Annotated in this window: 24 protein-coding genes; 8 read left to right on the top strand and 16 right to left on the bottom strand. The window is 68.0% G+C overall.

What is annotated here, in order from left to right; all coding sequences use genetic code 11:
* Position 1: 1 nt before the first annotated feature.
* The 5 genes from BAC01S_RS20625 to BAC01S_RS20605 form a co-directional block, all read right to left on the bottom strand.
* Complete coding sequence (locus BAC01S_RS20625; RefSeq protein WP_027796467.1) at positions 2–1,216, bottom strand: aspartate aminotransferase family protein; 1,215 nt, start codon at positions 1,214–1,216, stop codon at positions 2–4.
* A gap of 193 nt (positions 1,217–1,409) precedes the next feature.
* The gene (locus BAC01S_RS20620; protein ID WP_084168727.1) at positions 1,410–2,540 is read right to left on the bottom strand and encodes a GlxA family transcriptional regulator; all 1,131 of its coding nucleotides are present in this window, start codon (positions 2,538–2,540) and stop codon (positions 1,410–1,412) included.
* A gap of 43 nt (positions 2,541–2,583) precedes the next feature.
* A complete protein-coding gene (locus BAC01S_RS20615; protein ID WP_027796465.1) occupies positions 2,584–3,342 on the bottom strand; it encodes an ABC transporter ATP-binding protein in 759 nt (252 codons plus the stop codon).
* 131 nt (positions 3,343–3,473) lie between these two features.
* Complete coding sequence (locus BAC01S_RS20610; protein WP_027796464.1) at positions 3,474–4,187, bottom strand: ABC transporter permease; 714 nt, start codon at positions 4,185–4,187, stop codon at positions 3,474–3,476.
* Positions 4,188–4,206: 19 nt separating this feature from the next.
* The gene (locus tag BAC01S_RS20605) at positions 4,207–4,896 is read right to left on the bottom strand and encodes an ABC transporter permease (protein WP_027796463.1); all 690 of its coding nucleotides are present in this window, start codon (positions 4,894–4,896) and stop codon (positions 4,207–4,209) included.
* A 442-nt stretch (positions 4,897–5,338) separates the two neighbouring features.
* Here BAC01S_RS20605 and BAC01S_RS20600 point away from each other — a divergent pair, with 442 nt between their 5' ends.
* Both BAC01S_RS20600 and BAC01S_RS20595 read left to right on the top strand, forming a co-directional pair.
* Positions 5,339–5,626, top strand: coding sequence for an AbrB/MazE/SpoVT family DNA-binding domain-containing protein (locus BAC01S_RS20600; RefSeq protein ID WP_027796462.1), 288 nt, complete (start codon positions 5,339–5,341; stop codon positions 5,624–5,626).
* Positions 5,627–5,632: 6 nt separating this feature from the next.
* Positions 5,633–5,971, top strand: a complete 339-nt coding sequence (locus BAC01S_RS20595; protein ID WP_027796461.1) for a type II toxin-antitoxin system PemK/MazF family toxin — start codon at positions 5,633–5,635, stop codon at positions 5,969–5,971.
* Positions 5,972–5,999: 28 nt separating this feature from the next.
* Here BAC01S_RS20595 and BAC01S_RS20590 read toward each other — a convergent pair whose 3' ends face one another.
* The 6 genes from BAC01S_RS20590 to hpnI all read right to left on the bottom strand — a co-directional run bounded on the left by BAC01S_RS20590 (position 6,000) and on the right by hpnI (position 12,521).
* Complete coding sequence (locus BAC01S_RS20590) at positions 6,000–7,040, bottom strand: patatin-like phospholipase family protein (protein WP_027796460.1); 1,041 nt, start codon at positions 7,038–7,040, stop codon at positions 6,000–6,002.
* Positions 7,041–7,056: 16 nt separating this feature from the next.
* A complete protein-coding gene (locus BAC01S_RS20585; RefSeq protein WP_043203039.1) occupies positions 7,057–7,626 on the bottom strand; it encodes a lipoprotein in 570 nt (189 codons plus the stop codon).
* Positions 7,627–7,735: 109 nt separating this feature from the next.
* Entirely contained in the window at positions 7,736–8,806 is a 1,071-nt protein-coding gene (locus BAC01S_RS32045) for a lysylphosphatidylglycerol synthase domain-containing protein (RefSeq protein ID WP_043203037.1), read from the bottom strand.
* Positions 8,803–9,711 (bottom strand): hopanoid biosynthesis-associated protein HpnK, encoded by a 909-nt coding sequence (gene hpnK, locus BAC01S_RS20575; RefSeq protein ID WP_043203035.1) that lies wholly within the window; start codon positions 9,709–9,711, stop codon positions 8,803–8,805. Before hpnK ends, BAC01S_RS32045 begins: the two co-directional genes overlap by 4 nt.
* A complete protein-coding gene (gene hpnJ / locus BAC01S_RS20570) occupies positions 9,711–11,132 on the bottom strand; it encodes a hopanoid biosynthesis associated radical SAM protein HpnJ (RefSeq protein WP_027796457.1) in 1,422 nt (473 codons plus the stop codon). The genes hpnK and hpnJ overlap by 1 nt, the downstream gene beginning before the upstream one ends.
* Before the next feature lie 117 nt (positions 11,133–11,249).
* On the bottom strand, positions 11,250–12,521 hold the full coding sequence (gene hpnI, locus BAC01S_RS32040) for a bacteriohopanetetrol glucosamine biosynthesis glycosyltransferase HpnI (RefSeq protein ID WP_043203086.1): 1,272 nt from the start codon (positions 12,519–12,521) through the stop codon (positions 11,250–11,252).
* Between the two features lie 659 nt (positions 12,522–13,180).
* Between hpnI and BAC01S_RS20560 the strand changes: the two genes are divergently transcribed.
* Positions 13,181–14,176 carry an LLM class flavin-dependent oxidoreductase gene (locus tag BAC01S_RS20560; RefSeq protein WP_027796456.1) on the top strand — a complete coding sequence of 332 codons (996 nt, stop codon included), beginning with the start codon at positions 13,181–13,183 and terminating at the stop codon, positions 14,174–14,176.
* A gap of 52 nt (positions 14,177–14,228) precedes the next feature.
* Here the strand turns inward: BAC01S_RS20560 and BAC01S_RS20555 are convergent, their stop codons facing one another.
* Positions 14,229–15,269, bottom strand: coding sequence for an alpha/beta fold hydrolase (locus BAC01S_RS20555; RefSeq protein ID WP_027796455.1), 1,041 nt, complete (start codon positions 15,267–15,269; stop codon positions 14,229–14,231).
* Positions 15,270–15,594: 325 nt separating this feature from the next.
* Here BAC01S_RS20555 and glgC point away from each other — a divergent pair, with 325 nt between their 5' ends.
* The 5 genes from glgC (at position 15,595) to BAC01S_RS20530 (ending at position 21,324) form a co-directional block, all read left to right on the top strand.
* Positions 15,595–16,860, top strand: coding sequence for a glucose-1-phosphate adenylyltransferase (glgC, locus tag BAC01S_RS20550; protein WP_027796454.1), 1,266 nt, complete (start codon positions 15,595–15,597; stop codon positions 16,858–16,860).
* A gap of 72 nt (positions 16,861–16,932) precedes the next feature.
* Positions 16,933–18,405: a glycogen synthase GlgA gene (gene glgA / locus BAC01S_RS20545; RefSeq protein WP_027796453.1), complete on the top strand. Its 1,473-nt coding sequence runs from the start codon at positions 16,933–16,935 to the stop codon at positions 18,403–18,405.
* Between the two features lie 274 nt (positions 18,406–18,679).
* Positions 18,680–19,543: a pyridoxal kinase PdxY gene (pdxY, locus tag BAC01S_RS20540; RefSeq protein ID WP_027796452.1), complete on the top strand. Its 864-nt coding sequence runs from the start codon at positions 18,680–18,682 to the stop codon at positions 19,541–19,543.
* A gap of 78 nt (positions 19,544–19,621) precedes the next feature.
* Positions 19,622–20,083, top strand: coding sequence for a hypothetical protein (locus tag BAC01S_RS20535; RefSeq protein WP_027796451.1), 462 nt, complete (start codon positions 19,622–19,624; stop codon positions 20,081–20,083).
* Positions 20,084–20,148: 65 nt separating this feature from the next.
* Positions 20,149–21,324: a branched-chain amino acid ABC transporter substrate-binding protein gene (locus BAC01S_RS20530; RefSeq protein WP_156954487.1), complete on the top strand. Its 1,176-nt coding sequence runs from the start codon at positions 20,149–20,151 to the stop codon at positions 21,322–21,324.
* Here the strand turns inward: BAC01S_RS20530 and BAC01S_RS20525 are convergent.
* The 4 genes from BAC01S_RS20525 to BAC01S_RS20510 all read right to left on the bottom strand — a co-directional run.
* On the bottom strand, positions 21,321–23,255 hold the full coding sequence (locus BAC01S_RS20525) for a DUF3857 domain-containing transglutaminase family protein (RefSeq protein ID WP_245616635.1): 1,935 nt from the start codon (positions 23,253–23,255) through the stop codon (positions 21,321–21,323). The genes BAC01S_RS20530 and BAC01S_RS20525 overlap by 4 nt on opposite strands.
* Before the next feature lie 162 nt (positions 23,256–23,417).
* Positions 23,418–24,092 (bottom strand): hypothetical protein, encoded by a 675-nt coding sequence (locus tag BAC01S_RS20520; protein WP_027796448.1) that lies wholly within the window; start codon positions 24,090–24,092, stop codon positions 23,418–23,420.
* A gap of 259 nt (positions 24,093–24,351) precedes the next feature.
* Positions 24,352–25,047 (bottom strand): histidine utilization repressor, encoded by a 696-nt coding sequence (gene hutC / locus BAC01S_RS20515; RefSeq protein WP_027796447.1) that lies wholly within the window; start codon positions 25,045–25,047, stop codon positions 24,352–24,354.
* A gap of 65 nt (positions 25,048–25,112) precedes the next feature.
* Positions 25,113–25,650 (bottom strand): aromatic amino acid lyase (locus BAC01S_RS20510; RefSeq protein ID WP_027796446.1); only part of this gene is annotated, 538 nt, incomplete at its 5' end.

The raw sequence follows: 25,650 nt of genomic DNA, 5'->3' as shown, positions 1-25,650 counted from the left end.
ATCAGCGGCCGATGACGTCCTCGAAGGCCTGTTCGAGGCGCACGAAGCCCTCGGCCAGATCCGCTTCGGGAATGATGAGCGAGGGCGCGAAGCGCAGCACGTCCGGGCCCGCGATCAGCATCATCACGCCGCGGTTGGCCGCCGCCGCGTTGAAGTCCTTTGCGCGGCCCGCGTAGCGCGCGTTCAGTTCAGCGCCGATCAGCAGGCCCTTGCCGCGCACGTCGGCAAACACGTCAAAACGCTCGTGCAGGCTCGAGAGCTTCGCGCGGATCGTCTCGCCGCGCGAGCGCACGCCCGCCAGCACGGCCGGTTCGCTCACGATATCGACCACCTTGCCCGCGATCGCCGCGCCAAGCGGATTGCCGCCATAGGTCGTGCCGTGCACGCCCACCTTGAAGTGCGCCGCGATCGCTTCGGTCGTCAGCATCGCGCCAATCGGGAAGCCGTTGCCGAGCGCCTTGGCGGTCGTCAGGATGTCGGGCGTCACGCCCGTGTCCTCGTACGCATAGAAGTGGCCCGTGCGGCCCACGCCGGTCTGCACTTCGTCGAAAATCAGCAGCGCGCCGTGCGCGTCGCAGGCCTCGCGCAGCGCGCGCAGGAAAGCCGGATCGGCCGGGATCACGCCGCCTTCGCCCTGCACCGGCTCGACGATCACCGCGCAGGTTTGCGCGCCGATCGCCGCGCGCGCCGCCTCGATATCGTTGTACGGCAGATGGCGAATGCCGCCCGGCACCGGGCCGAAGCCTTCGGAATACTTCGGCTGGCCGCCCACGCTCACCGTGAAGAAAGTGCGGCCGTGGAACGATTGCGTGAACGAAACGATTTCAAACTTCTGCTCACCGAAACGTTCGAACGCGACGCGGCGCGCGAGCTTGAGCGCGGCCTCGTTGGCTTCGGCGCCCGAGTTCGCGAAGAACGCACGGTCGGCGAAGGTCAGCGCTTCGAGCTTCTGCGCGAGGCGCAGCACCGGCTCGTTCGTATAGCCGTTGCCGATGTGCCAGAGCTTGCCACCCTGCTCGTTCAGCACGCGCAGCAGCTCGGGGTGCGCGTGGCCGAGGGCCGTCACGGCGATCCCGCCCGCGAAGTCGATGTAGTCGCGGCCTTCGGTGTCCCATACGCGCGAGCCGAGGCCGCGGTCGGGCACGAACGGCGCCGGCGAGAAACACGGCACCATCACGTCGTCGAAGGTCTTGCGGGTCACAGTCTGGTCGTTCATGGCGAATCCTTTCAGTCGCAGTGGGGGCGCGAAGCGCAGGCCCGGGGCGGGCTCGGGGTTCGGGTGGCGCGCGCCGCGCGTGCGGTGCGCGCATCGATAACAGGAGCAGTGTAGGCAAGCGCGCCGCAAACGTCTTGCGTGTGCGCGACACGTTCTTTCGAGGCCAGTGCGCTCGCGCGCGGCGCCTGCCCGTTCATGCGGGTTCCGGCGGCTCGACGAGCGCGCCGGCGCGCGGCTCGGCCACCGCGCCGCCGTGCTGGCGTTCGATCCAGTTGCGGCGATCCTCGCGCGGCGTCACGCCAAAGCGCTCGCGGTAGGCATTCGAGAAATGCGCCGCCGACGAAAACCCGCACGCGAGGCTGATCTGCACGACCGACTTGCTCGTGCGCTGCAGCTGCGAGCGTGCTTTCGCGAGACGCAGGCCGAGGTAGTACTTCGACGGCATCGCACCCAGGTATTGGCGAAAGAGCCGTTCGAGCTGACGCCGCGACACGCCCACGAGGCCGGCGATCTCGTCGGTGGTGAGCGGATCCTCGATATTGGCCTCCATGAGCATGAGCGCGTCGTTCAGGCGCGGATGGCGCTCGCCGGGCGCCGTCACGTAGGGAATGCGCTGGCGCTCGTCGCCGCTTCTGAGCGTGCTCGCGCCGAGCGCGTCGGCAATGCGCGCGGCGAGCTCGGGCCCATGGTCGCGGCCGATCATCGCCAGCATGAAGTCGAGCGTGGCCTGACCGCCCGCGCAGGTCGCGCGATCGCGGTCGATTTCGTAGATGTGCTGCGTGACGATGGTGCGCTCGAACTGCTCGGCGAACTGCTGGTACGTCTCCCAGTTCACGGCCACGCGATAGCCCTGCAGCTGTCCGGCCATCGCGAGCCACCAGATGCCGTGGTGGATGCCCGTGACGAGCGGCGTGCGCTGGCCCACGCGCGCGAGGCTCGCGAGAAAGAGGCGGTAGTCGGCGAACTGCTGGTAGCGCTCGGTCACGACGATCAGCCAGTCGCACGCAAGTGCATCGCCGAAGGCGCCGTCGGCGGGCCACTGCGCGCCGCCCGCGAGCGGCACGGGCCGCCCGTTCCACGAGAACATCTGCCAGCGGTAGAGCGCGCGGCCGTCGATCTCGTTGGCGAGGTTCAACGCATCGACGATAGGCCCCATGCCCGACATCGATACCGGCGGCAGCGCCACGATCGCTACCTGCGCGGTGCGGCCCGCGCGCGCGGGCGCCGCGCCGGGCGGATTGCCGGACGCGGCGCCATTGGACACCGTGGGCGCGACGGGTGCGGCGTTCGGCGCGGCCGCCGCGATGGAGCGGGTGCGGATCATCGTCGGAATGCGGGCGTCTTTGCAGCGGGCAGCATGGCCCTGCTTACTTCAGGCTGCCCGAGAGGAACTGGCGCAGCCGCTCGCTCCTCGGGTTGCCGAGCACGTCTGCGGGTGCGCCCTCTTCTTCCGTGCGGCCCTGATGCAGGAACATCACGTGATTCGAGACGTTGCGCGCAAAGCCCATTTCGTGCGTGACGACGATCATCGTGCGGCCTTCCTCCGCGAGCTTCTGCATCACCTTCAGCACCTCGCCCACGAGTTCGGGGTCGAGTGCCGAGGTGGGCTCGTCGAACAGCATGACGTCCGGGTGCATGGCGAGCGCGCGCGCAATCGCCACGCGCTGCTGCTGACCACCCGAAAGATGCGCCGGGTACTGCTTCTCCACGCGCGGCGCGAGGCCCACCTTTTCGAGGTATTCGCGCGCGCGCTCCTCGGCCTCGCGGCGCGGCACGCCCAGCACATGCACGGGCGCCTCGATCACGTTCTCGATCACGTTCATGTGCGACCAGAGATTGAAGTGCTGGAACACCATCGCCAGCTTCGTGCGGATGCGCTGGAGCTGCTTGTGATCGGCCACTTCGAGGTCGCCGCCGCGGCCCGCTTTCGTGCGCACGGCCTCGCCGTCCACGACGATCTCGCCGGCGTTCGGTTTCTCGAGGAAATTGATGCAGCGCAGGAACGTGCTCTTGCCCGAGCCGCTCGCACCGATGATGCTGATCACGTCGCCCTTCTTCGCGTCGAGCGAAACGCCCTTGAGCACCTCGTGGTCGCCATAGCGCTTGTGAATGTCGCGCGCGATCAGTTTGCTCGTGCCCGCCTGGGTCGCGGTTTGGGCCGCAGAATGCGGGGCGTTCTGAACGTTTTGCGTCGTCTGGGACAAGATAGGTCTCCTTCTTGAGTCCGGTAAGGCTCGGGACTGCCAGGCACCGCGCATCAGTGCTTGCGCACGGCGAGATAACCGAGCCAGCGGCGTTCGGCGCGGCGGAACGCGGCCACCAGCACGAACGATACCGCACAGTAAATCAGGGCCGCGAAGCCGAACGACTCGAACGAGCGGTACGTCGCCGAATTGGCATCGCGCGCGACCTTCAGGATGTCGGGCACCGTGGCGGTGAAGGCGACGGTCGTGGCATGCAGCATCAGAATCACTTCGTTACTGTACAGCGGCAGCGCGCGGCGCAGCGCCGAGGGCAGCACGACGCGCCAGTACAGCGTGAACGGGCTCATGCCGTAGGCGCGCGCGGCTTCCACTTCGCCGTGCGAGGTCGCGCGGATCGCGCCCGCGAAAATCTCGGTCGTGTACGCGCAGGTGTTGAGCGCGAACGCGAGGATCGCGCAATTCAGGCCGCTGCGGAAGAACGCGTCGAGCAGCGGCTCGGCGCGCACGAAGGCGAGACTGTACACGCCCGTATAGATGAGCAGCAACTGCACGTAGAGCGGCGTGCCGCGGAACACCCAGGCGTAGAAGCGCACGGGCACCGAGAGCCAGCGCCGCTTCGACACGCGCGCCACCGCGAGCGGCACCGAGAACACGAAGCCGAACCCCACGGAGACGACGAGCAGCCAGAGCGTCATCGCGAGTCCCGACACATGTTCGCCGTCCCAGTAGAGGAAAGCCTTGCCGAACTGCTGAATGATTTCGTTCATGATGCGGGGTCCCCGCTCGTCAGAGTTGCGCGTGGCGCACGCCCGCCGAGTAGCGGCGTTCGAGCCAGATCAGCGCGAAGTTGGAGACGGTCGTGATCGCGAGGTAGATCGCGGCGGCCACGAGCAGGAAGAAGAACAGGTTGAAGGTGCTGCGGCCCGCGTCCTGGGCGGCTTTGACGACGTCGGCGAGACCGATGATCGAAACGAGCGCCGTCGCCTTCACGAGCACCTGCCAGTTGTTGCCGATGCCCGGCAGTGCGAAGCGCATCATCTGCGGAAACAGGATGCGTGCGAACACGCGTGCGCCGCTCATGCCGTAGGCCGAGCCTGCCTCGAGCTGGCCGCGCGGCACGGCAAGGAAGGCGCCGCGGAAGGTTTCGGTGAAGTACGCGCCGTAGATGAAGCCGAGCGTCAGCACGCCGGCCGCGAACGGGTCGATGTCGATCTGCGCCATGCCGAGCGCGTCGGTGGCCTCGTTCACGCCGATCTGGATGCTGTAGAACAGCAGCAGCATCAGCACGAGGTCGGGCACCGAGCGGATCAGCGTCGTGTAGGCGGTCGCCGCTGCCGAGAGCGCCCGGTTGGGCGAAAGCTTCGCCGCCGCGCCGACCAGGCCCAGCAGCACGGCCACGCCGAGCGAAAGCAGCGAGAGCTCGACGGTCTGGATCGTGCCGGCGAGGAGAATCGGGCCAAAGCCGTAGAGGAACACGCGCGTCTCCGGGGGAATCGTTGTCGTCCTCCCCTCGGTGGGCCACGTCATAAGAGGCGCCGGGGGAATGTGCGCGAATCGTCGCAGGGCAAAAAGGATCGCTCAATCGCGGGCGCCCGGAATATTGCAGCGCAGCATCCACTGCCTCATGTGGGCCGGCGGCCACAGCGGCCCCTGTCTTCGCGGGCGCGATGAAATTGAAAGCCAAAGCGACGCCGCCCCGCCGGGCGGAGCGTTTTCGCAAGTTTGGAGGCGTTTTTTCGATAGGCCGTGCCGCGGGCATCACGCGGTCACGGGATCGACGCCGACAATCCCTGCGCAGCGTATCAACACGTTGACACAGACGCGCGGGGAGAGTAGGCTTCTGCTAGTATCAACGCGTTGATACGCTGCGCTAATACCCCATTCGGCCGATTGGCGGACAAACCCAAGGAGATGTTAAATGTCTATTCAGACCCTCAAGCGTTGGGGAAATAGCCTTGCGGTGCGAATCCCGGCCAGCGTTGCCGCAAAGCTGGCGTTTGCCGAAGGCCAGGAGATCGAAATGGAAGTCGAAGACGGTGTGCTCACGATTCGCCCTCATACGGCAATCCGGCGCTTTTCGCGCGAGCGGTATCTGCAGCAATTGCGCGAGAAGCGGCTGGCGCAGCATCCGCTCGTCGACTTCGGCGAACCGCAGGGCTCCGAAATCGGTGGTCCCGATGACCCGACGCGTTTTGACCCATGGTGAGAACGCATGAAGAACGGAACACCCGATGCAGGCGATATTGTTTGGCTCAACGTGGGACCGGGCGCAGGTAATGAGCAGGACGGCTACCGGCCGGCCCTCGTGCTCACGGACGCCGAATTCAACGAACTGACAAGCCGCTTCATCGGGCTGCCCATTACCAGCACCATTCACGGCTGGGAATCGGAGATTCCGATCAGCGGCCTCAGCAGGCCGTGCGTCGCGATGGCGGATCAAATCACCACGCTGTCCCTGAGGGGACGAATCTGGCGTCACCGGGGCGAGGCGGCGACAGAAGAAGAACTGGAAGCGGCCAGATTTGCCGTGGCCGGCATTCTGAACCTGTAGCGGCAAAGCGCCTTGGGCGCGCCGCCTTCTACTCCATCCCCAACTGCGCCCGTATCGCCGGCAGCATGTACTGCACGGCGGCGCGCCCTTCCGCGATGGCGGGCGCCGCGCGGTGAAAGTCGAAAATGCCCATGCCGCCAAGACGCGGCTGGATCAGCACGTCGGCCGGCTCGCCGGCGAGACGGCTCCTCGTGATGCGCACCTGCATGATGTCGATGCTCTGCGCAATCGAGCTCAGCATCGACGGCACGCGCGCGCTGGGCGGCGGCGCCACGCGCACGTCGTCATTGCCGGCCGTCGCCGAGGGTTGGAGCCAGCGCGGAAAGGGCTTGCCGTTGCGGCGCAGGAGCACCGGCGGGCCGGCGTCTTCCGGCGGCTCCTGCGCTTGTCCCGGCTCACCCGCCTCGCCTGCCTGCCCCGCCTCAGCCGTCCGGGTTGCGCCGGCTGCCGCGACGTGCGCTTCGCGCGGCACCGTATCGATCATGCCGCCCAGATCGCGGCCGTTCAGGAGGTCGTGATTGAGGTCGATGGCGATCACGCAGTCGGCACGCATCGCCCGCGCCGCGGAGACCGGCACCGGGTTGCTGAGCCCGCCGTCCACGAGCCATACGCCGTCGTGCCAGATCGGCGTGAAAAGGCCGGGAATCGCGATCGAGGCGCGCACCGCCTCGGCCACGGCGCCGTCGCGCAGCCAGACCTCGCGGCCGGTGTCGAGCTCGGTGGCGACCGCCGTGAACGGCAGCCTCAGCTCCTCGATGCCGCATCCGTTGAACTTGTTGGCGAACACGTCGATCACCTTGCGTCCGCCGAGCAGCCCGCCCGAAAAGCGCAGGTCGAGCAGCCGCACCACGGTCTGCCATGTGAGCTTGCCGACCCACTCTTCGAGCCAGTCGAGATCGCCGTTCGCATAGACCGCCCCGACCAGCGCGCCGATCGACGTGCCGCACACGACGTCGGGCTTGATGCCGGCCTCTTCGAGCGCGCGAATGGCGCCGATGTGCGCCCAGCCGCGCGCCGCGCCGCCGCCCAGCACAAGACCGATACGAGGAGTCCGCCGCCGCTGCATGATTCTGGCCTCCCGCCGCTCAGCGCCCGCGGTTCACGTCCGAGCGCGAGGTCGTCACGACCCGCCCGTCCGGTCCGAAGTGCACGTTGAAGAATGCCTCCCGCTCGACCCCGCCTTCGAGCCATTTCCAGCTCCACACGGTCTCCTTCTTGAGGCGGAACGCCGCGATCTGCCCGGGCTTGCCGAGCATCTGCCGCACTTCGTCCTCGGACATGCCCATGCGGATCTTCGCGAAGTTCTCGGCCGTGAGGACCTGGGTGATCGCAACGAGCCGTCCGTTCGGCCCGATGTCCACCATGTAGGTATTGAGGCCCTGCGGGCCGCGCGGGTATTCGAGGCGGCGCGAGCCGTCGTCGAAGAGGCGCTCGGTCTCGGGCTTGCCCATCTGGCGGCGCACGTCATCGAGCGTCGAGACACCCGGCGTGAGGCCCTTGAACAGCAGCACGTCGGGCTTCACCGAATCGAAGAAAGCTTTGAGCGTCTGCCACATGGAATCGATCTGGCGGTCGTTGCAGCCGGTGAGCGCAAGCGTCGCCGCCACGGCGAGCGCGGCGAAAGCGAATCGGCTCGCCTGCAAGTTGAGTTTCATGGTCCTGCACACATGGTCCTGCACAATCGGGATACGGAACTGTCCGCAAGCGCATCCAGAAAAAGCGCCTGGTTGGAGGATTTCGCCAATGTACCCCCAAATATTCCCTTTAGCGAACCTCTTCGTGCTGCCGTGAACGGGCCGTGCCGCGCGCCGTGTCGTGCGCCGCGCCGTCCTCGGCCTGTGCGAACGCCTGGCCGCGGCGCAGGTGGCCGCGCGTGCGCATGATTTCCGCGCCCTGCCAGGACAGCAGCGCAAGACAGCCGAACACCACTTCACGCATGCGCTTGACGAGCGCGAGCGAGAACGCCACGTCGGGCCCCACGCCGAACAGTTGCGCGAGCAACACCACGGCGGCCTCCTGGATGCCGAGCCCCGCGGGCACCATGAAGGCCGCGTGGCGCACGGCCTGGGTCAGCGCTTCGATGGCGAGCGCCCCCTCGACCGACACCGGAAAACCCAGAAGCCGCAGCGCCCACCAGGTCTCGAAGGCGCCCAGCATGTAGCCGGCCAGCTGCCAGCTAAAAGTGCGGAACATCAGGCCCGTGCGAGACATCAGCGCGTCCAGATCGCGGTCGAGCTGCTGGCCGTCGATGCCGATCACGAGCGGATGCCCGGCGCCGAACATGCGGGCGGCCCAGCGCTCGATCTTGTGGAACACGCCGCCACGCCGCAGCATGAGGACGGCAATCGCGGGGAACGGCATCGTGAGCACGAGCGCAAGGCCGATCGTGGTGAGGGTGTGGAGCGACCCGCCGTTGCCGGTTGCGGCGACGATCAGCACGAGCCCGAGCGCCGAGAACGCGTACTGCACGGCGATGGTGACGAGCACTTCCACGATCACCGAGGCGGCGACGAAACTGCCATCGCGCATGCGCCAGCGTGCAAGCCGTATGCCGACGACCTCGCCGCCCACGCCCATCACGGGCAGGAGACGGCTGACGGCCTCGCGCACGGTGGCAATCCACCAGAGGAAACCGAGCGGCAGACGCTTGCCGAGCAGCAGGCGCCACGCGTGCGCGTCGAGCAAAAGCGGCAGCGCGTGAAACGGCACGAGCCAGAGCAGTGCCGGACCCGCCACGCCGACGGCGTGCACGATGTCATGCGCGCCGTCGTGGATCGCGAGCGCGATCAGGACCGCGATGCCGACGGGCAGGCCCAGCCACTGGAGCCACTTCATGACGGCTGCGGCTCCCGCGCAAGCGCGTGGGAGCCGGCCTGCGCCTCGCCGCCGTGGAACACATCCGTAAAACCGCCATGGCGCACGCGCGCCGCCGCGAGCGCCTGCGCAACGCGCGGCGACATCAAGGCCGCCAGTTCGTCGGCGTGGCGATAGGTCCGCATGGAGGGGGTAATGGCGCCCTCGCCGGCTTCGGCCGCAATGGCCGGATGGCAGTAGATTTCGCCCACGCCCGCTTCGGGCAGGTTCGCAATGGCGTCGAGCAGCACCGCCTCGTCCATCGCGCCCGTCTTCGCGATGCCCACCACGAAGTCGTTGTGCGCAATGCCCGCGCGCGCGAGGCGGGCGCGCACGAGCGCGAGCCAGGGCTTGAGCGCGAGAGGCGCACCGGCCTCAAGCGGCAGGCGCATCGCGTTGAGACCGAACTCGCGGCCGATCGAAAGGATCAGCGAGAGCACCGTGGGATGCAGATGGAAGTGCTTGTGCGTGTTCACGTGATCGAGCGCGAGCCCGGTCGCCGCGAACGCTTCGAACTGCGCGCGAATCTCCTTCGCGAGCTGCGCGCGCACATGGGGCAGGAAGAAAAAGCGCACGCCGTCCAGCGCCATGTTCTGGCCGAAGCGCCCTTCCCGATCGACGAGCGCGGGAATCCGCGCGCGCGGCAGCATCGCCGCGCCGTCGGCCAGCACGAGATGCAGCCCCACGCGCAAGGACGGCAGGCGCCGCGCACGCGCCACGGCGTCGGCGGCCGCGGGGGCAGCCACCATCAGGCTCGCGGCATCGAGCACCCCCTCGCGATGCGCACGCTCGACGGCAACGTTGACCCGCTCGTGCAGGCCAAAGTCGTCGGCGGTGAAGATGAGCGCACGTCCGTCGTGCCCACTGCGGCGGGGCGGCCGGTCCATCATGCCTCGTGGGCGCGCAGGAAGCGGAAGAACTCCACGCCTTCGCGCAGGCGGCGCTTCATCATGTCCCAGCTCGTGAGCATTTCGCGCACGATTTCCCAGATCTTCGACGGACGGAAATAGAACTGGCGATAGAACTGCTCGAGATGGTGATAGATCTCGTCGCGCGACAGGTGCGCGTAGCCGATCGCCGCCAGCTGCACGCCTTCCTTGCTCACGAGGTTGATGGTCTTGTTCTCTTCCATCCAGCCGTTCTCGACGGCCTGCTTGTAGAGCGTCGTGCCCGGATAGGGCGCGGCGAGCGAGACCTGGATCGTGTGCGGATTGATTTCCTTCGCGTACTCGATCGTCTTCTTGATGGTGTCCTGCGTCTCGCCCGGCAGACCCAGGATGAAGGTGCCGTGGATCTTGATGCCGAGCTTCTTGCAGTCCGCGCTGAAGCGGCGCGCGAAGTCCGTGCGCACGCCCTTCTTGATGTTCACGAGGATCTGGTCGTCGCCCGACTCGAAACCGACGAGCAGCAGGCGCAGGCCGTTTTCCTTCATGACCTTCAACGTCTTGTACGGCACGTTGGCCTTCGCGTTGCACGACCACGTCATGCCGAGCTTGCCCAGACCGATCGCGATGGCTTCGGCGCGCGGCAGGTCGTCGGTGAAGGTGTCGTCGTCGAACATCAGCTCCTTCACTTCCGGCATGTTGTCGCGAATCCACTTCGCTTCCGCGAGCACGTTCTCGACCGAACGCGTGCGATAGCGGTGGCCGCTGACCGTCTGCGGCCACAGGCAGAACGTGCAGCGCGACTTGCAGCCGCGGCCCGTGTAGATCGAGACGTACGGGAAGTTCAGGTAGCCGATGAAGTAGTTGTCGATCTTCAGGTCGCGCTTGTAGATGGGCGCAACGAACGGCAGCTCGTCCATGTTTTCGAGGATCGGACGCGCTTCGTTGTGCTCGATCGAGCCGTCCTTCGCGCGCCAGCTCAAGCCCTTGATTTCGGGGAACGGCTTGCCTTCCGCGATTTCCTTGCAGGTGTAGTCGAATTCTTCGCGGCAGACGAAATCGATCGCCTCGCTCGCGGTGAGCGAGTTGTGCGGATCGACCATCACCTTCGCGCCCACCATGCCGACGATGAGCGACGGCTTGCGCTTCTTCAGGTCTTCGGCGAAGAGCGCGTCGGTCGGGAACGACGGCGTGCTCGTGTGGATGATGATGAGCTCGTAGTCGTCGGCGATCTTGAGCGTGGCTTCGACGGAAAGGCCGTCGGCGGGCGCGTCGAGCACGCGGCTGTCGGGCACGAGCGCCGCGGGCTGCGCGAGCCACGTGGGATACCAGAACGAGCGGATCTCGCGCTTTGCCTGGTAGCGCGAACCGGCGCCGCCGTCGAAGCCGTCATAGGACGGGGCCTGCAGAAACAGCGTTTTCATGAGATGAGTGCTCCGGCAACCCGGGTTGTATCGGGCGTAAAAGTCATGGATATGAACAAATCGTTGCGCGCGCCGCACTTGCGGCCCGCGCGATAAACCTTGAACCACACTTCGAACTCAGCGGCCATCCGACACCTCGACGGCCGGCCGGCGCGCCGATGCGCCAACGCCGGGCTCGCCCGTCTCGGGGTTGGCCACCGGCACGCGCACGCCGCGCCAGACGACGTGCGAGCCGAATGCCGCCGCGAGCCACTGCAGCGCGAGCAGCCCGTCGCGCAACGGCACGAGCGGTAAATCGCGCCAGAACACGCGCCAGCTGGTGCTGCCGCGTGCGTGCAGCAGCGCACGCGCGATGATACCGCCTGCCGTGCTCGCGCCGAGCACGCCCAGCACGACGGCGGAACTGCCGCTGCCCGCGAGCCCCACGCCGAACGACAGGCTGCCCGAGGCAAGCAGCGCGCACAATACGGCGCCGAGGAGCAGCCACGGCGACGTGAACGTAATCAGAAGCGACGCGAAACCCGCCGGATTGACCGAGCGGATCGTGCGCAGCCAGCGCGTTTCGCGCAGCCAGAGCGCACTGAAAGTGGGCTCGACGACGTCGGTATCGACCACGACCGGCGCGAGCACCGTGGCGAGGCCGTGGTCGCGTGCGTAGCGCGCGAGCATGTAGTCGTCGGCGAGGCAGTCCTTGAGCGCCGCGAAGCCGCCGATGCGCTCCAGCGTGGCGCGCGAGAGCGCGAGCGTCGCCCCGAAGCCGAACGCGCGCGAGCCCGTGGTGTGCGCAACGCGCACCGAGGGCGCGAACCACTCGTTGATGAAGAGCGCGCCCACGCGCGGCCAGAAGCCGCCGACACTGCGTGCATGGTAGAGGCAGGTGACGACGCCGACTTTCGGATCGGCGAGCGGCGCCGTGACGATGTCCAGATAGTCGGGTTCGACGGCGATGTCGCTGTCCGCCACGATCAGCGCGTCGTAACGCGCGCGCGCCACGAGGTTCATCAGGTTGCTGACCTTGAGGTTGCTGCCGTAGACGCGCGCGTCGATCACGAGCTCGATATCGCAATGCGGATACGCGGCCTGCAGGCGCTCCACGACGGCAATCGCCGGATCGGTCGGCGACGAAACGCCGAACAGCAGCTCAAAGCACGGATGACGCTGCTCGCAGAAGGTGGCGAGATTCTCGTACAGACGGGGTTCGGCGCCGCACAGCGGCTTGAGCACGCTCACGCCGACGGGCCGGCGCGCGCGCGCGCGACGGGCCGCCTCGCGCACGAGCGAGGCCGAGCCAAGACGCGGCATGGTCAGCGCCGCGCAGATCGCATAGAGCGCGACCACGCAGCACAACGCGACGACGGACCAGGAGGCCAGCGGGAGCGACGCCGTCATGCTCTCGCCTCCGGCGAGGCGCCGCGCGAAACACATGACGGCCGGCACGACTGCCGGGCGCCAGCGCCGATCCCTGCGACGGCTTGCTCGGCCGGATCGCCTCGTAACATTTGCACAACCATGAAGTTCGGAAAAATGGCAACCGCGCATCGTAACCGCAGCGCAGATTCCTCGCCAGAAGATCAACCCTGAATGCCGCGCGACATGATGCACAAAACCCAACTGCATCATTTTCGACAATAACTGACGCTCATTCGGTTTCACCGCACAACCGCCTGAACGTGCAAAATTGTAACAGTTCGTTCCTGAACCTGCTTGTGAGCGAACCGCAACACTGCTTTTCGCTCTTGCCGACAATACGGGAACGTCATTATTTCAGGCATTTAGCGGCTTGCCTTCACGATTTACGTTTCGAAATACCCGGTAAGCAAAATGCAATAGAAATTTAATGAAAGCGAATTAAAGGTTTATGTCAGCGTTCAGCAGATTAAAAGAATGCATACCGCGATGCCTCCCGGTTTCGCCACTCCGAAAAGGCTCGCCGACATAGCCCCACGCGCGGCAGGGATTCGGGTTCGCCGCCAGCAGAGCGCCGCCCGCATGGGCACAATGAGCCCACCTTGCACCCGGCTTGCACAAAACCCGCTCCTCAACGCGCCATGATCCCTTTCTCGGTTCTCGATCTCTCCCCGATTCCGGCCGGCTCCGACGCCGGCGTCGCCTTGCGCAACACGCTCGACCTCGCCCGCCACGCGGAACGCCTCGGCTACCGCCGCTACTGGCTCGCCGAGCATCACAACATGACGGGCATCGCCAGCGCGGCGACCTCGGTGGTGATCGGCCACGTGGCGGGCGGCACGCGGACGATCCGCGTGGGCTCGGGCGGGATCATGCTGCCCAACCACGCGCCGCTCGTGATCGCCGAACAGTTCGGCACGCTGGCATCGCTGTATCCGGGCCGCATCGACCTCGGGCTCGGCCGCGCGCCGGGCACCGACCAGACGACGGCCCGCGCGCTGCGGCGCGACCTGCAGTCGAGCGCCGATGCGTTCCCCGACGACGTCGCCGAGCTGCAGCGCTACTTCGCCGCGCCGGTGGAGGGCCAGCGCGTGCGCGCGGTGCCGGGCGCGGGGCTGAACGTTCCGCTCTACGTTCTCGGATCGAGCCTGTTCGGCGCGCAGATGGCGGCGGCCATGGGCCTGCCGTTCGCCTTCGCCTCGCATTTCGCCCCCGATCATCTGCTCACCGCGCTCCGGGTCTACCGCTCGCAGTTCCGTCCCTCGGCGCAGCTGGCGCGGCCGCACGCGATCGTGGGCGTCAATGTCTTCGCCGCCGACGCCGACGACGAAGCCCATTTTCTCTTCACCTCGCTCAAGCAGCAGTTCGTGAACCTGCGGCGCGGCACGCCGGGGCAGTTGCCGCCGCCCGCGGCGGAAATCGGGGCCACCGAATTCGAACTTGCCGGCGTCGCGCACGCGCTCGCCTGTTCGGCCGTGGGCGCGCCCGGCACCGTGCGGGCACAGCTTGCTTCGGTCATCGAGCAGACCGCCGCGGACGAGCTCATCGTCACGGCGCAGATCTACGATCACGCGGCGCGGCTGCGCTCGTTCGAGATCGCCGCCGAAGTGCGCGAAACCCTCGCGACGACGCAGTGAGCCTCCGGGGGCGGGCCAGCGCCGCCCCCGCCCGCGTGGTACGCCGTTGCGCTCAGGGCTGCTCGGGCAACGCGGCAAGCCCCTTGAGCAAGGCTGCATGGAACGCCTGCGGATCCTGCATCTGCGGCGCATGGCCGAGATCCGGGAACTCGACGAGCGTGGCGTGCGGTATCGCCCGCTGCGCCGCCTTCGCAAGCACCGGATAGCGGCCGATCCTCGCGCGCACCTCGGGCGGCGCGATGTCCTTGCCGATGGCCGTCGTGTCCTTGTCGCCGATGAGGAGCAGCGTGGGCATGCGCAGCTGGCCGAACTCGTAGACCACGGGCTGCGTGTAGATCATGTCGTAGAGCAGCGCCGAATCCCACGCCACCTGTGCCTTGCCCGGACCGCGGTACATGCCGGCCAGCATCTGCACCCACGGCTCGTAAGCGGGGCGCCACTGCCCCGCGTAATACGTGGCCTGCTCATAGCGGCGTATGCCTTCGGCGCTCGTCCTCAGCTCGCGGGCGTACCAGTCGTCGACGGAAAGCGAGGGCACGCCCAGCGCCTTCCAGTCTTCGAGGCCGATCGGGTTCACGAGCACGAGCTGCTCGGTCTCCTGCGGATACATCAGCGCGTAGCGCACCGCCAGCATGCCGCCCGTCGAATGGCCGACGATCGTCGCGCGCCCCACGCCGAGCGAAGCGAGCAGCGCATGCGTATTGCGTGCGAGCTGCTGGAAGCTGAACTGGTAGGCCGCGGGCTTGCTCGACTTGCAGAAACCGATCTGGTCGGGCGCGATCACGCGGTAGCCGGCGGCCGCGAGTTCGCCGATCGTCTGCTCCCACGTTGCGGCGCAGAAGTTCTTGCCATGCAGCAGCACGACCGTGCGGCCGTTGGGCGTGGCCGGATGCACGTCCATGTAGGCCATGTGCAACACCTGGCCCTGCGACGGAAACGCGAAGTCCTGCACCGTGTACGGATAGGCGAAGCCCTGCAGCTCCGGCCCGAAGGCCGGCTCGTCGCCGGCCAGCGCGGTTTGGCCCAGCGCGGCGGCGCAGCAGGCGATGAGGAAGAGGGAAAGCGTGCGGGCGAGGGTCGGGGGCAAGGTCATGAGCAAGGGGGCGGTCGTTCTTCGAATCGGTCAACGCGGGGCGCGCATGGAACGCACCCCGGCAAGCACATGGCGCGCGGGCCGGCACACCAGCCGCCGATTCTAGCCGCGATGCCGCACGCCCGCCGCCACGCTGCCCCCGCCTCGGCACGGCCTGTTTGCTGCGTCCGCGTGCGCGCGGCAATTCGCACTGTGCGCGATTCGGTGCTAGAACAGTCTATGCAGGCGCACGAGAACGCCGGCCGCGCAAGCAGTCACGAACCACATAACGAATGCGCCGGGCCGGCCCTTTCGGGGGGCAAAACAAAGAGACATGGAGACACTCATGGAAACCCCGGCAAGCCTCAACGATCTGCAGCGCACCACGCTCGCCATCGTGCTCGCGGGCGGACGCGGCACGCGGCTCGGCCCGCTCACGAACAAGCGCGTCAAACCGGCCGTCCACTTCGGCGGCAAATACCGCATCATCGACTTCGCCCTCTCCAACTGCCTCAATTCGGGCATACGGCGCATTGCCGTCGTCACGCAGTACAAGGCGCACTCGCTGTTGCGCCATCTGCAGCGCGGCTGGGGTTTCCTGCGCGGCGAGTTCAACGAGTTCGTCGATCTGTGGCCCGCGCAGCAGCGCGTGGAAGGCGCCCACTGGTATCGCGGCACCGCCGACGCCGTCTACCAGAACCTCGACATCATCAGCTCGATCGCGCCGAAGTACGTGGTCGTGCTGGCCGGCGACCACATCTACAAGATGGACTACACGCGCATGGTGGCCGACCACGCGGCCAGCGGCGCCGAATGCACGGTGGGCTGCATCGAGGTGCCGCGGCTCGACGCGCGCGCGTTCGGCGTGATGGCCGTGGACGAGTCGCGCCGCGTGGTCGGCTTCGTCGAGAAGCCCGACGATCCGCCCGCCATGCCGGGACGCCCCGACATCGCCCTCGCCAGCATGGGCATCTACGTGTTCGACACCGCCTATCTCGTCAGGCTGCTCGAAGAAAATATCTCCATGTCCGCGACCGATCACGACTTCGGCAAGGACATCATTCCGCGCGTGGTCACCGAAGGGCTCGCGGTCGCCCATCCGTTCAGCCTCTCGTGCGTCACCTCGGACCCGTCCGCCGAGCCCTACTGGCGCGACGTGGGCACGATCGACGCCTACTGGGCCGCCAACCTCGACCTCGCCTCGACTATCCCGGCACTCGACCTCTACGACCGCAACTGGCCCATCTGGACCTACCAGGAGCAGTTGCCGCCCGCCAAGTTCGTGCGCGACCTCAACGGCCTGCAAGGCTCCGGCACGAACCTGATCGTCTGCGGCGGCAGCGTCATCTCGGGATCGCAGCTTTCGCGCTCGGTGCTCTCCTCGAATGTCGTCGTGAAGTCTTTCTGCAACATTGCCGAGGCAGTCTTGTTGCCGCAGGTCACGGTGGGCACGAGCTGCCGTCTGCGCAAGGTCGTGGTGGACCGCGGCTGCGAGATCCCCGACGGCACCGTGATCGGCGAAGACCCGGTGCGCGACGGCGAACGGTTTTACCGGACCGAAAACGGCGTGGTGCTCGTCACGCGCGAGGCGCTGGAACGCGCTCACGGCTGACCGCGCGTACTGCCGCGCCGCGCGATACCAGGCAAACCCAGGCAAACCCAGCACCGAGAGGCCCCCCGAGCGATGACCATCCGCGTCCTGCATGTAGCCAGCGAACTCTATCCGCTCCTGAAGACGGGCGGCCTCGCCGACGTGACGGCCGCGCTGCCGGCCGCGCTGATCGAGCAAGGCGCCGATGCGCGCCTCCTCCTGCCGGGCTTCGTGCCGGTCGCGGCGGGCCTCGCCGACCTGCGGCCCGTCGCGCGCCTTGGCCGCACCTTCGGCGCGCACGAAGCGACGCTGGAGCTGGGCCGCCTGCCGGAGAGCGATCTGCCCGTCTACATGATCCGCGCCGACGACTTCTACGCACGGCCCGGCAACCCGTATCTGGACAGCGAGCATGTGCCCTGGGGCGACAACGCCCAGCGTTTCGCGCTGCTCGGCTGGGCGGCCGCCCAGCTCGCGCAGCACGCCGATCCGGACTGGGCGCCGCGCGTGGTGCAGGCGCACGACTGGCATGCGGGCCTCGCACCGGCCTACCTGCGCGCGGCGGCGCTCGAACGCGGCCTGGCGCCCGCGGCGGCGCCGGCGCGCTCGGTGTTCACGATCCACAACCTCGCCTATCAAGGCATCTTTCCCGCCCAGCAGTTCGGCAGCCTCGGCCTGCCCGCGGACTTCTTCGACATGCACGGCGTGGAGTTCTACGGCCAGCTCTCGTTCCTGAAGGCGGGGCTCTACTACGCCGACAAGATCACGACCGTAAGCCCCACTTACGCGCGCGAGATCCAGACCGTCGCCCAGGGCGGCGGACTCGAAGCGCTCCTGCGCGGCCGCGCGCACGACCTCGTCGGCATCCTCAACGGGGTGGACTATGCGGTCTGGAATCCCGCCAGCGACGCGGCGATCGCGGCACGCTACTCGGCCACGCGCATGAGCGGCAAGCTGCGCTGCAAGACGGCGCTGCAGGCTCGCATGAAGCTCGCGCAGAAGCACGACGCGCCCGTGTTCGGCGTGGTGAGCCGCCTGACCGAGCAGAAAGGCCTCGACCTGCTGCTCGCGGCCCTGCCCGAGATCGTCTCGCGCGGCGGCCAGATCGTGGTGCTCGGCACCGGCGACGCGAGCCTGGAGCAAGGCTATACGCGCGCGGCCCGCCAGCACCCCGATGCCGTCGCCGTCGAGCTCGGCTTCGACGAGACGCTCGCGCACGCGATCGTCGCGGGCGCCGACGTGATGGCCGTGCCGTCGCGCTTCGAGCCCTGCGGGCTCACCCAGCTCTATGCGCTCGCCTACGGCGCGCTGCCGCTCGTGCATCGCGTGGGCGGCCTCGCGGACACGGTCGTGGACGCCTCGCTCGAAAACCTCGCCGACGGCCTCGCAACCGGCTTCGTGTTCGAGCGCTTCGAGCCCGACGCGCTGGCGGCCGCGATCCGCCGCGCCTTCGCGCTGCATGCGAGGAGCCGCGACTGGCGCGAGACGCGCCGCCGCGGCATGGAGCAGGACTTCGGCTGGGCCGCCTCCGCGCAACGCTACATGGCGCTCTATCGCGAGCTCGCCTGACGGGCCCGCATGCCCCGGCGGCTGGCGATTTCGCGCAACACCGCCTGCGCACGGTGATCGACTGAGGGAACCGAATTCGGTTATCGTTGCTGCAGCGCCCCAACGCGCACGCGGCGGCGCGCCCGCTTGCCGCCACGATTACCGGCACGATTGCGGGCCTGCCTGCCGGTCTGCTTGCCGCTCCGCTCGCCGGCCTCGCGGCACGCGCCCCGGGTGCCCCGTCCCGTGCCCCGCCGGACCCAGCCTGACGCCATAAGAAACCGCGGATCGATCCATGAAAAACGTCTTGAGCATCCAGTCCCACGTCGTGTTCGGCCACGCCGGCAACAGCGCGGCCGTGTTCCCGATGCGCCGCCTCGGCGTGAATGTCTGGCCGCTCGACACCGTGCAGTTCTCCAATCACACGCAGTACGGCCACTGGACCGGCAGCGCCATCGACCCCGAGCAGATGGTCGAGCTCGTGGAGGGCATGGGCGCGATCGGCGTGCTGCCGCGCTGCGACGCGGTGCTCTCGGGCTACCTCGGCACGCCCGAGCAGGCCGAGGCCGTGATCGATATCGTGCGCGCCGTGAAGGCCGCCAATCCCCATGCGCGCTACTTCTGCGACCCGGTGATGGGCACGGCCAGCGGCTGCCGCGTGGAGCCCGGCATCGAGGAATTTCTCGTCGAGAACATGCCCGAGGTGGCCGACGCGATGATGCCGAACCACGGCGAGCTGCAACGGCTCGTGGGCCGCGAGATCGAAACCGTCGAAGAAGCCGTGCTCGCATGCCGCCAGTTGCTGCGCCGCGGCCCGAAGGTGATCCTCGTCAAGCACCTGTTGGACCGCAACAGCCCCGCCGACCGCTTCAACATGCTCGTCGTGACCGGGCGCGAAGCCTGGGTCGCGCAGCGCCCGCTCTACCCGTTCGCGCGCCAGCCGGTGGGCGTGGGCGACGTGACGAGCGCCATATTCGTCGCGCGGCAGATGCTGGGCGACACCCTGCGCCCCGCCTTCGAGCACACGCTCGCGGCCGTGAACGCCGTCGTGAAGGCAACATGGGACGCCGGCCGCTACGAGCTCGAGATCGTCGCCGCGCAGGACCAGATTGCGCGTCCGCGCGAATGGTTCGACGCGTGGGCGGCCGACACACCCTGAAATGCCCTGAAAGGACGTCCGGCGCAGCCTATAATGCGGGCCGCGCATGTTGCGCCGCTTGACTGAAGAGAATTGCCGATGTCCCATCCGATCCGCAGCGAACAGGAAGAGTATTTCGAACAGCTTTGTCTGGCCGTCGACGCCGGCGAAACGCACGAGCAGGAAGCGATCGAGTACTTCGAAACGCAGAGCCACGAGAACGACTTCGACGCCGCCCAGTGGCTCGACATCGCGCTCTATCACGCGCCCGAGGTGGCGCGCGGCATCATCGATTTCGTGGACGAAGAAGACCGCGCCCGCAGCGACATCGCACAGACGATCGCCGACAATCTCGACATCGCCTACGGCGAGGACGAATGCGAACGGTTTGAAGAAACGCTGCGCTTCGCGCTCGCCAACGGCGTGTCGGTCGATCTCGACGTGGTGCTCGACGGCTGCAACCGCGCGCTCGACGACCTCGAAGACTGGGCAGACGCAGCCACGAAGGCGCCGCTCGTGCAACTGCGCGACACGCTGCTGGAGATGCAGCGCGGCCATTGAACGCCGCGCGGCGTTCGGCCTGCAAGCGCGAGGCACAGCGCGCCTTCACGACGCAAGGAGTCACGATGAGACCGCTGGCCCCGCTGACGCTCGCCGCCACCCTGCTCGCGGCGGTGCTCGCCGGCACGATATCCGCCGCGATACCCGGTGCGATGCCCGACGCCCTCGCGGCTACGCCGCTCACCGTGCGCATCGGCTTCGTCGCGCCGCTGACCGGCGACGATGCGAACTACGGCCACGATCTCGAGAACGGCGTGCAGCTGGCGCTCGACGAAGCGAACGCGCAGGGTATCAAGATCGGCGACCAGGCCGCTCACTTCGAACTCGTGCCGCTCGACGACCAGGGCGATCCGCGCCTCGGCATGCAAGCCGCGGCGCAGTTCGTGAACCTGGGCGTTTCGGCCGTGGTCGGCCACTTCAACTCCGGCACGGCGATTCCCGCTTCGCGCATCTACGAAACCGCGGGCATTCCGATGATCGATCCCGCCGCCACCAACCCCACGCTCACCGCGCAGGGTTTTGCGAACGTGTTCATGGTGATCTCGAGCGATGCGCAGAACGCCGGCATTGCGGGCGCGTGGGCCGTCGACACGATGAAGGTCAAGCGCATCGCCATCATCGACGACCGCAGCGCCTTCGGCCAGGGCGAGGCCGACGTGTTCGAGCGCAGCGTGCGCGCGCACGGCGGCAATGTCGTCGCGCGCGAGTTCGCGACCAGCAATACCGACGACTTCGCGGCGCAGCTCACGAAAATCCGCCGCACCGACGCCGACCTCGTCTACTTCGGCGGCCTCGCGCATCAGGCGGCCGCCATCGTCCGGCAGATGAAAACGCTAGGCATGGCGCCGCAGTTCGTGGGCGGCGGCGGCGTGGTCAATTCCGCCTTCATCCAGGAAGCGGGCGCGGCGGCCGAAGGCGCGATGTCGTGGGAGTACGGCCGGCCGCTCGCGCAGCTGCCCGACGGCCCGCGTTTCGCCCAGAAATACCGGAGCCGCTACGGCACCGACGTGCTCGCCTATGCGCCCTTCGGCTACGACGCCGCATGGGCGGCGATCCACGCCATGGTCCTCGCGAGGTCGGCGCAGCCCGACGTTTACCGCAGCGCGCTGAAGATGATCGCCTTCGACGGCGTCACCGGCCATATCGCATTCGAGCACGACGGCTCGCTGCGCAACGGCGCGTCCACGCTTTACCTTGTGAAGAAAGGCGTCTGGGTACCGGTAACGACCCAGGGCGGTTAGGCCCCCGCCCCACTGCCTCGCGCACGCACGACGATCTGCGCGTGCGTATCGCGCTCGATGCGCAACAGCGTATCGCGCATCTGCTCGAACTCGGCGACCGAGCACATCTGATGGCCGAAGTGCGCCGAAAGACGGCGCACGACCTGCACCGTGCGCGAGCCCGGATCGAACAGGTAATGCGCCGTATAGACGAGCGGGCCGCCCGTCACGCTCACGTCTGCCGGCACGTCGGTCACGCGCACGTTCGCCGGCAGCACGATCTGCCCCGCTTCGTCGAAGTCGCCGCCCACGCAGGCCCACGGCTGCGTGCGGCGCGGCTGGGCGAGCCAGTAGTCCACCTGGGTGGCGATGCCGCCGGAAAGACTCGAGAGCGCGGGCAGCGCCGTCGTGCCGTCGGGCCAGACGACGTGGTCGAGCGTGCCTGTGATGGCGGTCGAGAACGGGCCGGACGTCGCGTCGAGCGGGCCGGTCTCGATCCGGGCCGTGCCGGAAAGGCCCGTTGCCCGCAAGCGCTGCGCGGCCAGTTGCTGCGCCGTCTGCCGCGTGGAGCGGCGAAACGTGTTGCGCTCGGGCTCCGCCCCCGCGCCTTCGTCCTCCACGAAGTAGCGGTATGAGGCGTCGCCGTCGCGGCCCACCTCGACGGCGAGCTTCGCGCTGCGCGCCCGCAACTGCGTTGACGGCGTGCGCACGAGCACGCCGTCGTCCACCAGCAGCGCCGGTCGGTCCATCACGCCCACCGGCAGATAGCCGAACGCGACTCCGCCCGCGGTCGTATCCGCAAAGAGGCCAAGGTCCGGCAGCCAGGTAATCACGTGATTGATCGCGTCGGCGCCATAGCCCGGCACGTCGGGCAGCGCATAGACCGGGCCGAGATTGAGCAGCGCCGCCTCCGAGCGTATGCCCGCCGCCGCCAGCAGCGCCGAGAAGATCGCGACGTGGTCCTTGCAGTCGCCGTAACGGTTGCGCAGGATGTCCACCACGCGATGCGGCACTGCCTCGGTTTCGCCGAGAAAGAGCGCCACGTAGCGGATGTTGAAACGCACCCAGTCGTAGATGCGCCGCGCCTTCTCGTGTTCATCGCTCGCGCCCGCAGTCAGCGCGGAGGCCAGTGCCGCGACGGACGGGTCGGTCGCGCTGGGGTCCGCCGCCGCGTCGCGGTAACGCATGGCAAAGGCCGCGAAGTCCGGCACCGTCGAGACCATCAGGCGATCGCCCCAGTTCACGTAGGCAACCGCGCCGGGTTCCAGCGGCGCGTAGGCTCCGTGCCGGTAATCGAACGTATAGCGGGTGCGCCCGTTCGACGTGACCGGCGGGAGCGCGACGTAGCCGCGCGCGTCGGCGTAGAGCGGCACGTCGGCCGGCAGATCGAAGATGAGACGCTGGAATTCCACGGGCTCGCCCGTCGGCTCGACGAAATACGAGAACGTGCCCGCCTGCAGCGGCTTCGCGCGCCGCTTGCCGAAGACGAGCCGCACGCGCGAGCCGGGCCGCACGCCGGGAAAGATCACCGTGCGCAGCACGCCGTCCTCGAAAGTCGGCGCGCCGGCCGAGCGCGGCTCCTGCACGTCGCGTATGCTCTCGGGGCCGACCGGATGCACCATGCCGTCGGGATCGACGGTTTCGGCGTCGAGCTCGGTGATTGTTTCGATATCCTTATTGAACCAGACGTAGCGCTGCGCCGCCTGGTCCACCCCTGCCGTCGTGTTCGCGCGCATCGTGGAGTCGTCGTGCTCGACGACCGAGCCGTCTTTTTGCACGACGAACAGATGGACGTCGCGCTCGAGCGTGGCGGGCGCAACGTCTGCAGCATCGGCGGCAGGCTCCGCCGACCCGGCCGTGGGAGCCGGCCCGGCGGCGCCCGGCGGCTGGGCGTGCGCGGCCCATTCCGCCAGCAGCAGACAGAGCGCAAAGGCCGCGGCGCGCAGGTGCAAGACAACCTCATGGGAGCGGTGGCAATGTCTGCCTTTGTAGCACATCGCCACCCGCCGCGTGAGCGCTCGCTGCGGGCGATGCCGCATGAGGGCATGATGCCGCGCCGCTCGGCTTCAGGCCGCTGCGAGCCGCCGCCCATCGATGGCCCGCAGCCAGGACCGTCAGGACCGGCTCCCGCCCGTGTCCTCGCCAAGCCGCACGAGCAGCGCATGAAGCTTCGTCACGTGACGCAGCAACAGTTCGCGATGCTTTTCGATCTGCTCGAGGCGCCCGGCGAGATCGGCGCGCACGCGTTCGTCGAGCTCGATCATCGCCATCACTTCCTCGATGCGCGCGCGCAGCACGGCCGGCTCCACGGGCGGCACGCCCAGATAGCGTTCGAGCTTGCGCACGTCCTGCGCGGCGAGATCGCGGATCTTGCGCATGCCCGCCATGCGGGCGTGCGGCTGGCCGCCGGGCGCGCGCTCGTCGCCTCGCTGCGCCGCCTTCTGGCCGAAGATCGGCTCGGCGCGCAGCACCGGCGGCTTGCGCACGGGATGCGCCGTGCCGCGAAAACGGGCATGCGGCGTCTCGTTGCCGATCGCCGCGCGTGCGACTTCCGGCACCTCGTCGGCGCCGTGCGGCAGGTCCATCCATCCCTCGGGCAAGCCCGTGACGGCTTCGACGCCGCGCACGAACTCGCCGCTGAAATCGCGCTGACCCGACAGGATCAGCTTCATGTAACTGGCGGAAAACGTCATCATTCGCGCAAGCCGCGTGGCCGCGCCCACTTCACGGGTCAGGAGCGCGAGATTCGCTCGCCATACGGGCGTGAGCGTTGCGCCGGTATCTTCCATCGCTCGAATCCTCCCTCGTTCGCACGCGGGCGTTGCGCTCCCTCTTTCGCACGCGCGCCGTGCGGCCCGGCGTGACCGGCCGGACCAGTGACTGAAGGTTAGTCGCTGTGGGAGGCTGCGCGCAACCCGCGTGCCCGGGGGACACAACACGAAAAACGGAGAAAGGGGGCAATGCCGCGCGAGATATGGGAAACGCGCGGGAAGCGCAGGGGAAGCGCGTGGCAAAGCGTGGAAAAGGCGCCACAGCCCGGCGGCCGGGCTAGAAATGCCCGGTGAACCGGTAGCGGCTGCCGGGATGCCAGAGATCCGCCACCGAAGCCACGAGGCCGCGCGACCAGGTGCGCCGGTGCAGAACGAGGCAGGGCTCGGACTCGCCCATCGTAAGGCGCGTGCGCGTTTCGGCGTCCGGCACCAGCGCCTCGATGCGGTACTCCACGCGCTGCAGCGGCGCCTCGCGCATGAGGTACTGGTTCGGCGTGATATGCGTGAAATCCTGGCCGGCGTACTCGGGCGCCGCCGCCGGATTGACCCAGCGCTCCTCCAGCTGCACGGGCACGTCGTTTTCGAAGTGAAGCACGCGCGAGTAGTACAGCCTGTCATTCATGGCCAGGCCGGTTTCGATCGCGAGCGCCGCGTCGGCGGGCAATACGCCAATCTCCAGCACCTCGGCGTGATAACGGTGGCCGCGCGCGAGAATTTCGTCGGAAATACTGCGGATCGCCACGAGCGTCGACTCGTATTTCGGCCGCGCGACGAAAGTGCCCGCGCCCTGCACGCGCGTGAGCACCTGCTCGGCGGTCAGCTCGCGCAGCGCGCGGTTCACGGTCATGCGTGCAACCTTGAAGTCGCGCGCCAGTTCGTTCTCCGAAGGTACCTGGTCGCCCTCCCTCCACTCGCCCGCGTCGATGCGCGCGAGGATGAAGTCCTTGATGCCCTGGTACGCGGATGCGTTCATCGCTCAGGCCTCTCGACCCGGCGAGTGCGCGCCTCGCCGCCTCGTCGCGTGCTTCATGGCGAACGTTACGCCGCGGCTTCGGACTCGAACGCGAGCGGGCTGTGCGCGGCGACCGCGCCGTTCTGCACGAGACGTGTCACGGCCGCGATGTCCGGCGCGAAGTAGCGGTCGAGATCGTAGTGCGGCACCTCGCTGCGCACCGCGTGCATCACCCTGGCGAGCGCCGGGCTCGTTGAGTGCGGCGCTCGCAGGTCCACGCCCTGGGCCGCGGCGAGCAGTTCGATCGCGAGGATGTTCGCCGTGTTGTCGGCGATGTCGGCGAGCTTGCGCGCGGCGAACGTCGCCATCGACACGTGGTCCTCCTGGTTCGCCGAAGTCGGCAGCGAATCGACCGAGGCCGGATGCGCCAGCGTCTTGTTTTCCGAGGCGAGCGCCGCTGCCGTCACGTGCGCGATCATGAAGCCCGAGTTCACACCGCCATCCTTCACGAGGAACGGCGGCAGGCCCGAGAGCGTCGCGTCGATCAGCAGTGCGATGCGACGCTCGGCCAGCGCGCCGATTTCGGCGGCGGCCAGCGCGAGGTTGTCCGCCGCGAATGCCACC

This window comes from Paraburkholderia acidipaludis NBRC 101816 (assembly GCF_000684975.1).
Classification (GTDB): domain Bacteria; phylum Pseudomonadota; class Gammaproteobacteria; order Burkholderiales; family Burkholderiaceae; genus Paraburkholderia; species Paraburkholderia acidipaludis.
The sequence above is the reverse complement of the archived record's forward strand: the minus strand, read 5'-3'. Positions and strand labels throughout refer to the sequence as shown.

What these genes read in the sequence shown, in the direction of transcription:
- BAC01S_RS20530 (WP_156954487.1), top strand. Translation starts at nt 20,149, where the DNA reads ATGAGACCGCTGGCCCCGCTGACGCTCGCCGCCACCCTGCTCGCGGCG.
- pdxY (WP_027796452.1), top strand. Translation starts at nt 18,680, where the DNA reads ATGAAAAACGTCTTGAGCATCCAGTCCCACGTCGTGTTCGGCCACGCC.
- glgC (WP_027796454.1), top strand. Translation starts at nt 15,595, where the DNA reads ATGGAAACCCCGGCAAGCCTCAACGATCTGCAGCGCACCACGCTCGCC.
- BAC01S_RS20585 (WP_043203039.1), bottom strand. Translation starts at nt 7,626, where the DNA reads ATGAAACTCAACTTGCAGGCGAGCCGATTCGCTTTCGCCGCGCTCGCC.
- hpnJ (WP_027796457.1), bottom strand. Translation starts at nt 11,132, where the DNA reads ATGAAAACGCTGTTTCTGCAGGCCCCGTCCTATGACGGCTTCGACGGC.
- BAC01S_RS20555 (WP_027796455.1), bottom strand. Translation starts at nt 15,269, where the DNA reads ATGACCTTGCCCCCGACCCTCGCCCGCACGCTTTCCCTCTTCCTCATC.
- BAC01S_RS32045 (WP_043203037.1), bottom strand. Translation starts at nt 8,806, where the DNA reads ATGAAGTGGCTCCAGTGGCTGGGCCTGCCCGTCGGCATCGCGGTCCTG.
- BAC01S_RS20560 (WP_027796456.1), top strand. Translation starts at nt 13,181, where the DNA reads ATGATCCCTTTCTCGGTTCTCGATCTCTCCCCGATTCCGGCCGGCTCC.
- BAC01S_RS20535 (WP_027796451.1), top strand. Translation starts at nt 19,622, where the DNA reads ATGTCCCATCCGATCCGCAGCGAACAGGAAGAGTATTTCGAACAGCTT.
- BAC01S_RS20610 (WP_027796464.1), bottom strand. Translation starts at nt 4,187, where the DNA reads ATGAACGAAATCATTCAGCAGTTCGGCAAGGCTTTCCTCTACTGGGAC.
- glgA (WP_027796453.1), top strand. Translation starts at nt 16,933, where the DNA reads ATGACCATCCGCGTCCTGCATGTAGCCAGCGAACTCTATCCGCTCCTG.
- BAC01S_RS20620 (WP_084168727.1), bottom strand. Translation starts at nt 2,540, where the DNA reads ATGATCCGCACCCGCTCCATCGCGGCGGCCGCGCCGAACGCCGCACCC.
- hpnK (WP_043203035.1), bottom strand. Translation starts at nt 9,711, where the DNA reads ATGGACCGGCCGCCCCGCCGCAGTGGGCACGACGGACGTGCGCTCATC.
- BAC01S_RS20625 (WP_027796467.1), bottom strand. Translation starts at nt 1,216, where the DNA reads ATGAACGACCAGACTGTGACCCGCAAGACCTTCGACGACGTGATGGTG.
- hpnI (WP_043203086.1), bottom strand. Translation starts at nt 12,521, where the DNA reads ATGACGGCGTCGCTCCCGCTGGCCTCCTGGTCCGTCGTCGCGTTGTGC.
- BAC01S_RS20595 (WP_027796461.1), top strand. Translation starts at nt 5,633, where the DNA reads ATGAAGAACGGAACACCCGATGCAGGCGATATTGTTTGGCTCAACGTG.
- BAC01S_RS20520 (WP_027796448.1), bottom strand. Translation starts at nt 24,092, where the DNA reads ATGGAAGATACCGGCGCAACGCTCACGCCCGTATGGCGAGCGAATCTC.
- BAC01S_RS20600 (WP_027796462.1), top strand. Translation starts at nt 5,339, where the DNA reads ATGTCTATTCAGACCCTCAAGCGTTGGGGAAATAGCCTTGCGGTGCGA.
- hutC (WP_027796447.1), bottom strand. Translation starts at nt 25,047, where the DNA reads ATGAACGCATCCGCGTACCAGGGCATCAAGGACTTCATCCTCGCGCGC.